General features: G+C 60.1%; 11 protein-coding genes and 1 pseudogene. 3 read left to right on the top strand and 9 right to left on the bottom strand.

Annotated elements, in window-relative coordinates; genetic code table 11:
* Nucleotides 1-195: 195 nt before the first annotated feature.
* Nucleotides 196-1,221, top strand: coding sequence for an RHS repeat-associated core domain-containing protein (locus TK06_RS31210; RefSeq protein ID WP_086936708.1), 1,026 nt, complete (start codon nt 196-198; stop codon nt 1,219-1,221).
* A gap of 120 nt (nt 1,222-1,341) precedes the next feature.
* Here the strand turns inward: TK06_RS31210 and TK06_RS32090 are convergent.
* A pseudogene (locus TK06_RS32090) lies at nt 1,342-1,472 on the bottom strand (formaldehyde dehydrogenase, glutathione-independent); the annotation flags it as partial.
* Nucleotides 1,473-1,593: 121 nt separating this feature from the next.
* Here TK06_RS32090 and TK06_RS31205 point away from each other — a divergent pair.
* Nucleotides 1,594-2,604 carry an RHS repeat-associated core domain-containing protein gene (locus tag TK06_RS31205; RefSeq protein WP_086936707.1) on the top strand — a complete coding sequence of 337 codons (1,011 nt, stop codon included), beginning with the start codon at nt 1,594-1,596 and terminating at the stop codon, nt 2,602-2,604.
* A 103-nt stretch (nt 2,605-2,707) separates the two neighbouring features.
* Here TK06_RS31205 and fdhA read toward each other — a convergent pair whose 3' ends face one another.
* From fdhA to TK06_RS23560, 8 genes are all read right to left on the bottom strand, one after another.
* Nucleotides 2,708-3,907 carry a formaldehyde dehydrogenase, glutathione-independent gene (gene fdhA, locus TK06_RS23595; protein WP_063324052.1) on the bottom strand — a complete coding sequence of 400 codons (1,200 nt, stop codon included), beginning with the start codon at nt 3,905-3,907 and terminating at the stop codon, nt 2,708-2,710.
* 155 nt (nt 3,908-4,062) lie between these two features.
* Entirely contained in the window at nt 4,063-4,920 is an 858-nt protein-coding gene (gene purU / locus TK06_RS23590) for a formyltetrahydrofolate deformylase (RefSeq protein WP_063324051.1), read from the bottom strand.
* 221 nt (nt 4,921-5,141) lie between these two features.
* Nucleotides 5,142-5,774, bottom strand: coding sequence for a sarcosine oxidase subunit gamma (locus TK06_RS23585; protein WP_057450497.1), 633 nt, complete (start codon nt 5,772-5,774; stop codon nt 5,142-5,144).
* A 135-nt stretch (nt 5,775-5,909) separates the two neighbouring features.
* A complete protein-coding gene (locus TK06_RS23580) occupies nt 5,910-8,927 on the bottom strand; it encodes a sarcosine oxidase subunit alpha (RefSeq protein ID WP_063324050.1) in 3,018 nt (1,005 codons plus the stop codon).
* Nucleotides 8,924-9,253, bottom strand: coding sequence for a sarcosine oxidase subunit delta (locus tag TK06_RS23575; RefSeq protein WP_014340581.1), 330 nt, complete (start codon nt 9,251-9,253; stop codon nt 8,924-8,926). Before TK06_RS23575 ends, TK06_RS23580 begins: the two co-directional genes overlap by 4 nt.
* A gap of 14 nt (nt 9,254-9,267) precedes the next feature.
* Nucleotides 9,268-10,518, bottom strand: coding sequence for a sarcosine oxidase subunit beta (locus tag TK06_RS23570; RefSeq protein ID WP_003206307.1), 1,251 nt, complete (start codon nt 10,516-10,518; stop codon nt 9,268-9,270).
* A gap of 21 nt (nt 10,519-10,539) precedes the next feature.
* Nucleotides 10,540-11,793 (bottom strand): serine hydroxymethyltransferase, encoded by a 1,254-nt coding sequence (glyA, locus tag TK06_RS23565; protein ID WP_003206308.1) that lies wholly within the window; start codon nt 11,791-11,793, stop codon nt 10,540-10,542.
* A gap of 308 nt (nt 11,794-12,101) precedes the next feature.
* Nucleotides 12,102-12,806: a TraX family protein gene (locus TK06_RS23560; RefSeq protein WP_086936706.1), complete on the bottom strand. Its 705-nt coding sequence runs from the start codon at nt 12,804-12,806 to the stop codon at nt 12,102-12,104.
* A 195-nt stretch (nt 12,807-13,001) separates the two neighbouring features.
* Here TK06_RS23560 and TK06_RS23555 point away from each other — a divergent pair, with 195 nt between their 5' ends.
* A complete protein-coding gene (locus TK06_RS23555) occupies nt 13,002-14,042 on the top strand; it encodes a low specificity L-threonine aldolase (protein WP_063324048.1) in 1,041 nt (346 codons plus the stop codon).
* Nucleotides 14,043-14,166: the final 124 nt, after the last annotated feature.

Raw genomic sequence — 14,166 nt, 5'->3', positions numbered from 1 at the left:
ATTCAAAAAAACATGGCCTCAAGCGAACTGCATTTTCACACGCGCTGTCAAGGTCGTCCTTTATCGTTGTCTGTTAGAAAATAGCGACATCACTGACGCCCGTTTTTCCGTCTTGTTTCCAACCTTACAAGAAAAGGAATGCAGGCCACGAGAGTTACGCCGGTATAGAGACCGGTCCATTTAGGGATCTAGCCCATGTCAGCGAACCGTGAAACGCTGCTCTGCCGCTATCATTACGATCCATTGGATCGCTTGGCCGATTGCACGCCAACAGCCCAAGTCAGCTCCCAACGTTTCTACCTCAAGGATCGTCTAACCACAGAAGTTCGGGGGACGGCGCAGTGCTCCTTTTTTCAACTGGAGGACCAGCTCATGGCGCAGCAACAACGCCAGGAAGACACTGTCCAAACCACTTTTCTCGCCACCGATCACCACCGGTCAGTATTACAGACGCTCGCCGCAACGCAGCTTCACCCTATCGCTTATGCGCCTTACGGTCACCGAGCCCTGGAAAACGGTCTACTCAGCCTGCTCGGCTTCAACGGCGAACGATCGGACCCGGTGACGGGGCATTATTTATTGGGAAATGGTTATCGAGCGTTCAATCCGATGTTGATGCGGTTCAACGGCCCAGACAGTTTGAGTCCATTTGGAAAGGGTGGATTGAATGCGTATGGATACTGCGTTGGGGACCCTGTGAATCGAAGCGATCCGACGGGACATCTACCTAACTTTTTAAAGCCTGTACTAAGACACCTAAAAATCATAAAAAGACCGAATCCGGCTACGATCATAGACGTTCATGGCATAACACTTCCTGCAACGAACGACATAAAAAATATAGATATATTCATATCCCCTACAGAGGAATTTTTAATATTACCTATAGGCCCTGAACATGAAATTCCACGCATTTCCCGATTCGAATTCAAACTATGGAAAGACAGCAACAAAATAATCAAACAAGAAAGATTCTTAGCCCATCAACTAAAAAACTCCGCCAACCTCACATCCGAAATAGAAGACCTTCACGAAATCATTCAAAAAACACTAGAATCTAGAACGACTCACAAAGCTAATCTGCACAGGTATGAAGCGGGAATCAAGCAGATGACTGACGAGGCCTTCCAACCAACATCGTTCTTTTTTACCTATCCTGGTGGCCCTCCAACTTACGAGTGGGCAGAGCAGCACTCACGACATATACGCAATCAAACTTAAATCTTATCTTACCAAGCAAAATAGAATCGAAATTTATTAGTTGCTACGTTTCCACTGAAGAAACCCCCGAAAAAAGGGCGACATCACTGTCGTCCTTTTTTCCGTCTTGCCCTTTGCCGCTTACGTCGCGCAAAAAAACTTGTGCGGTTCAATCAAAAACTTCTTCGGTGCGTCATGCAGTCTGATCACCTGTACACGATTTCAGCAATGTTGATACGGTCCCACATGATCGCCTGCACCAGTGGGCGGTTTCATTTCATGAGTGAGGGCTGGCTGCTGCGGGCAGCTAAACCTAACACTTCTGCTAGCTAGACAGCCGACCTTCTACCTGAACATGATGTTGCTATCTGTATTTTCCATAGAACAAAGCCCATGTCCTCCGCAGATGAAACCGTGCTCTGCCGTTACCACTACGACCCACTGGATCGTTTGACCGACTGCACACCACCGACCCAGGCCCGCGCCCAGCGCTTCTACCTGAAGGAGCGCCTGACCAGCGAAATCCAGGGCCCGGTAGAGCGGTCGATTTTCCAACAGGACGAGCAACTCCTGGCGCAACAACAGCGCCAGGATGGCGCCGTCGGAACCACTTTGCTCGCCACCGATCAACAACGCTCGGTGCTACACGCGCTCGATGCCACGCAGCCTCATCCCCTCGCCTATACCCCGTACGGCCACCGCCCTGCGGAGAACGGCTTACTAAGCCTGCTCGGCTTCAATGGCGAACGGCCGGACCCGGTGACGGGGCATTATTTGTTGGGCAATGGTTATCGGGTGTTCAATCCGGGGTTGATGCGATTTAACAGTCCGGACAGTTTGAGTCCGTTTGGTAAGGGTGGGCTGAATGCATATACCTATTGCGACGGGGATCCGCTTAATAGGCGGGATCCAACAGGACACTTCTTTTTTCCTAAAGGGTTCAACCCTCTCAAAGGGCTCAGAAACTTGTTGGGCCAAAAAAAATCCCCCCATAAAGCTGAAGCCCCCTCGCCGACCAAACAATATGCTGTGGGTTACCATGGCACTACGGATAGCAGCGCACGAAATTTGCTCAACCGCGGAGTTCTGGATGGATATGCAGGGGCCAACAGCAAACCGGAAGACTTGGTACTGGGTGAAGGATTCTACATAGCCACAGATCCCGGAGTTGCAGAGGAATACGCTCGTTCATTGCTCTCAAAAAGCGAACGAACAGTCGTACTAAAAGTATACGTAACCGATATGCCTTCAAAAGCACTCGACATTGACTATTACCGAGGCAAGGGGATGAGCGAGGGGATAAAGTCTTTGCGCCCTCATATCTATGAGGATATTTCATTTAAATACCATGGTTCTTTCAGGCGCAACCCTATGACTGTTCAAGTCAATCAGGTCCGCCAATGAATAGGCTTCGGACCTGGTGCATGCATGCGGCGAGCAATGAAAATAACGACTAACAAAAAAGGGCGACATAACTGTCGCCCTTTTTTCCGTCTTGCTTCCAACCTTACGCCGCACTAAACAACTTATGCGGATCAATCACAAACTTCTTCGGCACACCCGCATCGAACTCGCCATACCCCTTCGGCGCATCATCCAGGCTGATCACCTGCACACCGACGATTTCCGCGATGTTGATGCGGTCCCACATGATCGCCTGCATCAGCTGGCGGTTGTACTTCATGACCGGGGTCTGGCCGGTGTGGAAGCTGTGGGATTTGGCCCAGCCGAGGCCAAAACGGATGCTCAGGGCACCGATCTTGGCGGCGGCATCGATCGCGCCTGGGTCTTCGGTGACGTAGAGGCCGGGAATACCGATCTTGCCGGCGACACGGGTCACCTGCATCAACGAGTTGAGCACGGTGGCCGGGGCTTCGTGCTTGACGCCGTCATGGCCGTGACCACGGGCTTCGAAGCCAACGCAGTCGACGGCGCAATCCACTTCTGGCTCGCCCAGCAGTGCGGCGATTTGCTCGTGCAGCGGGGTGTCGGTGGACAGGTCGACGATTTCGAAGCCTTGGGCCTTGGCGTGGGCCAGGCGGACTGAGTTGACGTCACCGATGATCACCACCGCAGCGCCCAGCAGGCGTGCGGAAGCGGCGGCCGCCAGGCCAACCGGGCCGGCACCGGCGATGTAGACGGTGCTGCCAGGGCCAACGCCGGCGGTCACGGCGCCGTGGTAGCCGGTCGGCAGGATGTCGGACAGGCAGGTCAGGTCGCGGATTTTCTCCATGGCCTTGTCGCGGTCCGGCAGCTTCAGCAGGTTGAAGTCGGCATACGGCACCAGCACGTATTCGGCCTGGCCGCCGGTCCAGTCGCCCATGTCCACGTAACCGTAGGCACCGCCGGCACGGGCCGGGTTGACGGTCAGGCAGACGCCGGTGTGTTGCTCTTTGCAGGAACGGCAGCGCCCGCAAGCCACGTTGAACGGCACCGACACCAGATCACCAATTTTCAGGTTCTCGACATCGCTGCCCTTTTCGATCACTTCACCGGTGATTTCGTGACCCAGGACCAGACCGGTCTGAGCCGTGGTACGGCCGCGCACCATGTGCTGGTCGGAGCCGCAGATGTTGGTGGAGACCACGCGCAGGATGACACCGTGCTCAATCTTCCTGCCGCGCGGGTCCTGCATTTTTGGATAGTCGATTTTCTGTACTTCAACCTTACCTTGGCCGAGATACACGACACCACGATTACCAGACATGCTTTCACCTCGCTGTTGTTTTTGTGGAACTGCGTTGCCCAGGCAGGCAGCGCGTTGATTGCTCGGGTTAGTGCTTGTGTCTTTGTTTCTTTGTTGTCTGTAAGGGCCTCATCGCGAGCAAGCTCGCGAATGGGCTGCGAAGCGGCCCCAAAAATCTAAAGAACGACAGTGCGATTGGCGTTCAAGAACACCCTTCTTTCGATGTGATACCCCACGGCCCGGGCCAGGGTCAGCCCTTCGATGTCCCGGCCCTTGGCGATCAAATCCTCGGGATAGTGGCTGTGGTCCACCACTTCCACGCCCTGGGCGATGATCGGGCCTTCGTCCAGGTCGTTGTTGATGTAGTGCGCCGTCGCGCCGACCAGTTTCACGCCCTTGTTGTAGGCCTGGTGATACGGCTTGGCGCCCTTGAAACCCGGCAGCAGCGAGTGATGGATGTTGATCGCCTTGCCATCGAGCTTGCGGCACAACTCCGGCGACAGCACTTGCATGTAGCGCGCAAGGATCACCAGCTCAGCACCGGTGTCTTCGATCACCTGCCACACCTGCCGTTCCTGGGAAGGCTTGTCGTTCGGGTCCAGGGGGAAATGGTAGTAGGGAATCTGGTGCCAGTCGGCCAACGGTTTGAGGTCGGGGTGGTTGGACACCACGGCCACCACGTCCATGGACAACTGGCCGATGCGTTGGCGGTAGAGCAAATCGTTGAGGCAGTGATCGGCCTTGGACACCATGATCACGACTTTGGGCCGGTAGTTGGGCGGCGTCAGTTCGAAAACCATACCGAAGGCTTCGGCCCGTTCGGCCAGGCCGGTGCGAAAGTTTTGCTCGTCAAAGCCATCCGGCTGGCGAAATTCCACGCGAATGAAAAAACGCCCCGAGAGCCGGTCGTCGAAGGAGTGGTGCTCGGTGACGTAGCAGCCCTGCTCGAACAGAAAGCGGGTCACCGCGTCCACCGTACCGAGCACGCTGGGGCAGTCGGCGGTGAGAATCCATGTGTCTGGGGCACGACTCATTGCGGTGACTCCTGTTTGTTATGGCTAACCCCCGCCGAACACAGAACCCTGTGGCGAGGGGATTTATCCCCGTTGGGCTGCGAAGCAGCCCCAAAAAGCTTGATGCAATCGGCCTGATACACCGAGCTGGCTGGTTGAGGGCTGCTTCGCAGCCCAGCGGGGCGGTGCGACGTTTCGCTAAATCCCCTCACCACAAAAGTGTTCGGCTTTAGAACGTGTTTTCAGGCCTGCACGCTCAACCCATACTCAGCCGCGGCGTCCTGCAACCACAGCCACCAGTAATCGGAGAAGCTGCGGCGGATCACCAGTTCCCAGGTGTCTTCGCCCGTGTGGCGGATCACCAGTTGCGACTTGGCGAACACCGTGCCCACGGCCTTGCCCACCGGGAAGTTGCTTGGGTGAACATCGTAGCTGGTGGATTTCATCAGCACGTCGCGCACGTTCGGACCGGACAGTTCGAGGATCTGCTGGCCGCCGCTGACGTTGACGATCTGGATGTGCAGGTCGCCCAAAGCTTCACGCAGTTTCTGCTCGGCTGCGAACTCTTCGCCAGTGGGCACTACCAGCAGCCACTCGTCCGGGCCGAGCCATTGCAGGCTGGTTTCACCCTTGACGATGACGGTCAGGGCGCCTGGCAATTCCAGGCCCAGGGCCTTGTGCACGCCGGCGGCGAACGCCGGGTCGTGGCCGTCGCCACGAAGGGTCAGGTGGCCCAGGAGTTTTTTCTCGCGCACGGTGACACCGGCGTTCTTGCGGCCCTTGCCCACCAGGCTGGCGAGGTCGGCATGGTGCAGCGACGACTCGGCCTTGGCCCCGGTGGTTGGGCGTTGTTGGTACACGTTGACTGCGGTCATGTGGAGCACCTGTCTCGTAGATTGATCGTTCCCACGCGCTGCGTGGGAATGCCGCCATGGACGCTCTGCGTCCGCTTTTGGGACGCGGAGCGTCCCGGGATGCATTCCCACGCAGCGCGTGGGAACGATCAGGTATCAAATATTCTGCCGATCCCCCTTCGGATCGAAGAACACCGAAGAAACAATCTCTGCCTCGATCACGCTGCCGTCGGCCAATGGCGCGAACACGCGCTCGCCCATCCGCTTGAGGCCGCCCCTGACCACACCCATGGCAAATGAATAACCCAGGGAGTTGTGGGCATAGCTGGAGGTCACGTGGCCAACCATGGTCATCGGGATCGCCTGCTTGGTGTTGAACACCAGTTGCGCGCCTTCCGGCAGCCAGACATTCGGGTCGATCGGCTTGAGGCCCACCAATTGCTTGCGGTCTTCACGCACGCAATCTTCGCGATTCATGCCGCGCCAGCCGATCCACGAGAACGGTTTGGTGCGGCCTACGCACCAGCCCATGTTCAAGTCGTCCGGGGTCATCGAGCTGTCGGTGTCCTGGCCGACGATGATGAAGCCCTTCTCGGCCCGCAGTACGTGCATGGTCTCAGTGCCGTACGGGGTCAGGTTGTATTTCTTGCCCGCCTCGACGATCTGCTCGAGCACGCCCATGGCGTAGTCGGCCTGCACGTTGATTTCGTACGACAGCTCACCGGTGAACGAGATCCGGAACACCCGCGCCGGCACGCCACCCACCAGGCCTTCCTTCCAGGTCATGAACGGGAAAGCGTCCTTGTCCAGGTCGATGTCAGTGACTTCGCTCAGCAGCTTGCGGCTGTTGGGGCCCGACAGGGTCATGGTCGCCCAGTGGTCGGTAACCGAGGTGAAGTACACCTTCAGGTCCGGCCATTCGGTCTGGTGATAGATCTCCAGCCATTGCAGCACGCGCGCCGCGCCGCCCGTGGTGGTGGTCATCAGGAAGTGGTTGTCCGCCAGACAGGCCGTTACGCCGTCGTCGAAGACCATGCCGTCTTCCTTGCACATCAGACCGTAGCGAGCCTTGCCCACGTCGAGCTTGGTCCAGGCGTTGGTGTAGACGCGGTTGAGGAACTCACGGGCGTCCGTGCCCTGGATGTCGATCTTGCCCAGGGTCGAGGCGTCCAGCAGGCCGACGCTGTCACGCACCGCCTTGCATTCGCGCTTGACCGCGGCATGCAGGTCTTCACCGTTTTTCGGGAAGTACCAAGGGCGCTTCCACTGGCCGACGTCTTCGAATTCAGCACCGTTCTTCACATGCCAGGCATGCAGCGCGGTGAAACGTACCGGCTCGAAGATGTGCCCACAGTGCCGGCCAGCCACCGCGCCGAAAGTCACCGGCGTGTAGTTCGGACGGAACATGGTGGTGCCCATCTGCGGGATGCTCACGTTCAGCGAACGAGCCGCGATGGCCAGGCCGTTGACGTTGCCCAGCTTGCCCTGGTCAGTACCGAAGCCCAGTGCGGTGTAGCGCTTGACGTGTTCCACCGACTCGAAGCCTTCGCGGGTGGCGAGTTCGATGGCGGCGGCGGTGACGTCGTTCTGCAGGTCGACGAATTGCTTCGGCGCCCGTGCGGTGGATTTTTCATGAGGCACCTGGAACAGCGCCAGGGTTGGCTCTTCATGACGGCTCAGGGCTTTGGGCAACACGCCTTCCACTGCCTTGAAGCCGGCTTCGCTGGCCGCGCGCACGCCGCCCTCGAAGCCATCGGCCAAGGTATCGCCGAGGCTGTAGACACCGTTCACGCCGCCGACGCATACGCGCTTTTGCGGTGCTTCGCCCGGTACGAAACCGAGGATGTCTTCACGCCAGATCGGCTTGCCGCCCAGGTGCGACGCCAGGTGAACCACCGGACTGTAGCCGCCGGAGCTGGCCACCAGGTCGCAGTCCAGCCATTCGCCAGGGCTGGTGACTTTATGGGCACGGACGTCGATCGCGGCAACACGTGCCCCGGTGACGCGCTTGCTGCCACGGGCTTCGATCACGGCGCTGCCGGTGAGGATACGGATGCCCTTGGCGCGGGCTTCTTCCACCAGCGCGCCACGCGGGTTGCTGCGCGCATCGGCCACGGCCACCACTTGCAGGCCGGCGTCGAACCAGTCCAGGGCCACGCGATAGGCATGGTCGTTGTTGGTGCTCAGCACCAGTTTCTTGCCCGGTGCCACGCCGTAGCGACGCACGTAGGTGGACACCGCGCCGGCCAGCATGTTGCCCGGCACGTCGTTGTTGCCGTAGACCAGCGGACGCTCACAGGCACCGGTCGCCAGGACCACGCGCTTGGCACGGACGCGGTTGATGCGCTGGCGAACCTGGCCGATCGGCGCGCGGTCACCGAGGTGATCGGTGAGGCGCTCGTGGATGGTCAGGAAGTTATGGTCGTGGTAACCGTTCACCGTGGCGCGAGGCAGCAACACCACGTCGGGCATCGACTTGAGTTCCGCGACAACAGAAGCTACCCATTCGGTCGCCGGCTTGCCGTCCAGGCTCTCGCGGGAGTCGAGCAGGCTGCCGCCGAACTCTTCCTGCTCATCGGCCAGGATGACGCGCGCACCGCTGCGGGCCGCGGCCAGTGCGGCGGCCAAACCAGCAGGGCCAGCGCCGACCACCAGCACGTCGCAGTGACGGTTCATGTAGTCGTAGGTGTCCGGATCGTTCTCGGTCGGCGAGCGACCCAGGCCTGCGGCCTTACGGATGTACTTCTCGTAAGTCATCCAGAACGATTGCGGGTACATGAAGGTTTTGTAGTAGAAACCCGGCGGCATCAGCTTGCCGCCGACCTTGCCAAGAATGCCCATCATGTCGTTGTTCACGTTCGGCCAGCCGTTGGTGCTGGTGGCGACCAAACCTTGATACAGCGCCTGTTGCGTGGCGCGCACGTTCGGGATCTGCGTGGCTTCGGTGGCCCCGAGCTGCAGCACCGCGTTCGGCTCTTCGGCACCGGCGGCGAAGATGCCGCGCGGGCGGGAGTACTTGAAGCTGCGGCCAATGATGTCGACGCCGTTGGCCAGCAGTGCAGCGGCCAGGGAATCGCCCTCGAAGCCTTTGTAGGTCTGGCCGTTGAAGGTGAAGCTCAGCACTTTGTTGCGGTCGATCCGTCCGCCGTTGGACAGGCGATTGATCTGGCTCATACCTTCTCTCCCAGAGCCTGTGCAGCCGCTTTCGGACTGTCAGCCTTGTCGGTGAACTGCGGCTTTTGGCCGATCTTGTAGGTTTCGAGAATCTCGTAGGTCACGGTGTCACGGGTCACGTTGAAGTACTGGCGGCAACCGGCGACGTGGTCCCACAGTTCATGGTGCAAGCCGCGTGGGTTGTCACGGAAGAACATGTAGTCACCCCACTCCTCGTCGGTGCAGGCGTTCGGATCCAGCGGACGCGGGATGTGCGCCTGGCCGGATGCATGGAATTCCTCTTCGGAGCGCAGTTCGCCGCAGTGAGGACAGAAGATGTGCAACATAGGGATTTCTCCTGTTAGTGGGCGACGGCAGCAGCGCCGTGTTCGTCGATCAGTGCGCCGTTGTGGAAACGGTCGATGGAAAACGGCGCGGCCAGTGGGTGCATTTCACCCTTGGCCAGGCTTGCAGCGAAGACGTTGCCCGAGCCCGGGGTGGCCTTGAAGCCGCCGGTGCCCCAACCGCAGTTGAAGAACATGTTCGGCACCGGGGTCTTGGAGATGATCGGGCAGGCGTCCGGCGTGGTGTCGACGATGCCACCCCACTGACGGTTCATGCGCACCCGCGAGAGCACCGGGAACATTTCGACGATGGCCTGGATGGTGTGTTCGATCACCGGGTACGAACCACGCTGACCGTAGCCGTTGTAGCCGTCGATACCGGCGCCGATCACCAGGTCGCCCTTGTCGGACTGGCTGATGTAGCCGTGCACGGCGTTGGACATGATCACGCTGTCGATGATTGGCTTGATCGGTTCCGACACCAGCGCTTGCAGCGGGTGGGACTCGATCGGCAGGCGGAAGCCGGCGAGCTTGGCCATGTGTCCGGAGTTACCGGCGGTCACCACGCCGACGCGCTTGGCGCCGATGAAGCCCTTGTTGGTTTCCACGCCGATGCACACGCCGTTTTCCTTGCGGAAACCGATCACTTCGGTCTGCTGGATCAGGTCCACGCCCAACGCGTCCGCCGCCCGGGCAAAGCCCCAGGCCACGGCATCGTGACGGGCCACGCCGCCGCGACGCTGGACGGTGGCGCCCATCACCGGGTAGCGGGTGTTTTTCGAGCAATCCAGGTAGGGGATCTCGTCGGCCACTTGCTTGGCGTTGAGCAGCTCGCCGTCTACGCCGTTGAGGCGGTTGGCGCTGACCCGGCGCTCGGAATCACGGATGTCCTGCAGGGTGTGGCACAGGTTGTAGACGCCACGCTGGGAGAACATCACGTTGTAGTTCAGGTCCTGGGACAAGCCTTCCCAGAGTTTCATCGCGTGTTCGTACAGGTGGGCCGATTCGTCCCACAGGTAGTTGGAGCGCACGATGGTGGTGTTGCGCGCGGTGTTACCGCCGCCCAACCAGCCCTTCTCGACCACGGCCACGTTGGTGATGCCGTGTTCCTTGGCCAGGTAATAGGCGGTCGCCAGGCCATGCCCGCCACCGCCGACGATGACCACGTCGTAGACTTTTTTCGGTGTCGGCGTACGCCACATCCGCTGCCAGTTTTCGTGATGGCTGAGAGAGTGTTTGAAGAGGCCGAAGCCCGAATAGCGTTGCATAGTCATTACTCCAAAACCGACTCAGCGATAAACCGGGAAGTCCGCGCACAGGGCCGCTACTTGCTGCGCGACATTGGCCTCGACATCGGCGTCGCCGAGGTTGTCGAGAATGTCGCAGATCCAGCCGGCCAGCGTGACGCACTGGGTCACCTTGAAACCACGCGTGGTCACCGCCGGGGTGCCGATGCGCAGGCCCGAGGTCACGAACGGCGATTGCGGGTCGTTCGGCACGGCGTTCTTGTTCACGGTGATGTGGGCGCGGCCCAGGGCAGCATCGGCGTCCTTGCCAGTCAGGCCCTGACGGATCAGGCTGACCAGGAACAGGTGGTTATCGGTACCACCGGACACTACATCGTAGCCGCGCTTGATGAAGACGCCAGCCATGGCCTGGGCGTTATCGATCACTTGCTGCTGATAAGCCTTGAAGCCAGGCTCCGCCGCTTCCTTGAAGCACACCGCCTTGCCGGCGATCACGTGCATCAGCGGGCCGCCCTGGGCGCCGGGGAATACCGCGGCGTTGAGCTTCTTCTCGATTTCTTCGTTGGCCTTGGCCAGGATCAGGCCGCCACGCGGACCGCGCAGGGTCTTGTGGGTGGTGGTGGTGACCACGTCGGCGTACGGCAGCGGGTTCGGGTACAGACCGGCGGCAACCAGGCCAGCCACGTGGGCCATGTCGACGAACAACAGAGCACCGACCTTATCGGCGATCTGGCGGAAACGTGGAAAGTCCAGGGTCTTGGAGTAAGCGGAGAAACCGGCCACGATCATTTTCGGCTTGTGCTCGACCGCCAGGCGCTCGACTTCGTCGTAGTCGATCAGGCCGGTGGTGGTGTCGATACCGTATTGCACCGCGTTGTAGAGCTTGCCCGAGGACGACACCTTGGCGCCGTGGGTCAGGTGACCGCCGTGGGCCAGGCTCATGCCCAGGATGGTGTCGCCGGCCTGCAGCAGGGCCAGGTATACGGCGCTGTTGGCCGAAGAACCGGAGTGCGGCTGGACGTTGGCGTAATCGGCGCCGAACAGTTGCTTGGCGCGTTCGATGGCCAGGGCTTCGACTTTGTCGACGTGCTCGCAGCCACCGTAGTAGCGCTTGCCTGGATAGCCTTCGGCGTACTTGTTGGTCAGGCCGCTGCCCTGGGCCTCCATCACGCGCTTGCTGGTGTAGTTTTCTGACGCGATCAGTTCGATGTGATCTTCCTGGCGTTGCTCTTCGGCGTTCATCGCCGCCAGCAGTGCATCATCGTAGCCTTGGATTTGGTCTTGCTTGCTGAACATCGCGTCTCTCCCAGCGGCGGCGGTGCGCCTTTCGTCTCGGTGAGGCACGGACCATTCGGTCGTGCCCTTTGGATGCGATGGTATGGCTGGCGCAGGCATGTCAAATGCCTATGGACGCCACGCAAAGGTGCGTTTACGACATGCACTCAAATGGAATGGAACACCGACCCTGTGGCGAGGGAGCTTGCTCCCGCTCGACTGCGAAGCAGTCGCAAAACCGGCAAACGCGGTGGACCTGACAAATCGTATTCTCAGGCCTTGGGGCTGCTTCGCAGCCCAGCGGGAGCAAGCTCCCTCGCCACAAGGGGTTATGCGGCGATCTGGCGAACCACGAGCAACACCAGAAAATGCGCCGGATAAAGGCCATACGCCCAACGCCGCATCGCTGGAGGATGAAAGCGACCGGCCTGTCGCAAAACCACTAACCCAAGCCCTGGCGCGATCAGGCAAGCCAACAACCCCCAGAGCGCCACCCCATCCCCCAGCCACGCCGCGCCATACAACACTCGCCATTGATTGGCCGCCACGCAGACTACCCCTGGCAAAGCCGCGAAATACCAGGGTCGGCGCAACACCAGTAGCGCGGCCAGCGGCAGCAGCACACCGAAGAACCCGAACATCAGCCGCGACGAAAACAGCGCCGCCAATAGCAACGCCATCGCGGCCAGGCAACGCGCCTCCAGGGTGGGCGTCTGCCAGCAGCGCGCCACCAACAACCCCAACACCAGGGTTGGCATCACATTCAGGGTGGTGGGGTCGGGAATGAACAAGCGGTAAGGGATTTCACTGACGGCACTGAATAGCAGCAACCAGCCCAGGTAACGCCATGGAGCGACGTGGGTTCCACCGCGCCCCAGGTTCGCCGCCATCGCCAGGCAGAACCACGGGAACGCCAACCGTCCTGGCACATACAACCAATCGACGGAAAAACCGACATATCGCAGATGATCGAGGACCATCGACAAAAGAGCCAGCCACTTGAGCAGGTCCAGGGCGCCGTCACGCCGGCTCATGTGTATAGCGGCCCGAAGACCTTGTGACTTTCTGACAGCAACATCCGGTGTGTTCCCCCGCTAATCTTGGGTAAAGTGCGCACCAGTATCGACCACGGCGCTGTGGACCCAAACACGCCGAACCATGGAACGCCCCATCCAGGCATTCCGCCAGGGATCTCTTTACCCAGGACTCTCTATTCAAGGAGCAAGGCCATGACCGACAAGAGTCAACAGTTTGCCAGCGACAACTATTCCGGCATTTGCCCCGAAGCCTGGGCCGCCATGGAAGAAGCCAACCAGGGCCACCAGCGCGCCTACGGTGACGACGAGTGGACCCATCGCGCGGCGGATGATTTCCGGGCCTTGTTCGAAACCGACTGCGAAGTGTTCTTCGCGTTCAATGGCACGGCGGCCAACTCCCTGGCGCTGTCGTCGCTGTGCCAGAGTTACCACAGCGTGATCTGCTCGGAAACCGCCCACGTCGAAACCGACGAATGTGGCGCGCCGGAGTTCTTCTCCAACGGTTCCAAACTGTTGGTCGCGCGCACTGAAAACGGCAAGCTGACCCCCGAGTCGATCCGCGAGATCGCCCTCAAGCGCCAGGACATCCACTACCCCAAGCCCCGGGTCGTGACCCTGACCCAGGCCACGGAAGTCGGCAGTGTCTACACCCCGGAAGAAATCCGCGCCATCAGCATCACCTGCAAGGAACTGGGGCTGAACCTGCACATGGACGGCGCGCGCTTTTCCAACGCCTGCGCCTTCCTCGGCTGCTCCCCGGCCGACCTGACCTGGAAGGCCGGTGTGGACGTGTTGTGCTTTGGCGGTACGAAAAACGGCATGGCGGTGGGTGAAGCGATCCTGTTCTTCAATCACGACCTGGCCGTGGACTTCGACTACCGCTGCAAACAGGCCGGGCAACTGGCATCGAAGATGCGTTTCCTCTCCGCGCCCTGGGTCGGTTTGCTGCAAAACCAGGCCTGGCTCAAGCACGCCCGCCACGCCAACCACTGCGCCCAATTGCTGGCAGAGCTGGTCAGCGACATTCCAGGCGTGGAACTGATGTTTCCGGTCCAGGCCAATGGCGTGTTCCTGCAACTCTCGGAACCGGCCATCGCCGCGCTGACCGCTCGCGGCTGGCGCTTCTACACCTTCATCGGCAAGGGCGGCGCGCGGTTCATGTGCTCGTGGGATACCGAAGAGGCGCGGGTAAGGGAATTGGCGGCGGATATTCGGGAAGTGATGAGCCTTTAAGGCGACTCCCAAAGCCCGGGTGGCTTTGGGACTTTTGTGGCGAGGGAGCTTGCTCCCGCTGGGCTGCGCAGCAGCCCCCAGATTTCAGAAGCGACGACTGCTACGCAGCCGAGCGGGAGCAAGC

Source organism: Pseudomonas fluorescens (assembly GCF_001623525.1).
GTDB lineage: Bacteria > Pseudomonadota > Gammaproteobacteria > Pseudomonadales > Pseudomonadaceae > Aquipseudomonas > Aquipseudomonas fluorescens_Q.
Note: the sequence above shows the minus strand (reverse complement) of the source record. Positions and strands in the feature narration are given on the sequence as shown.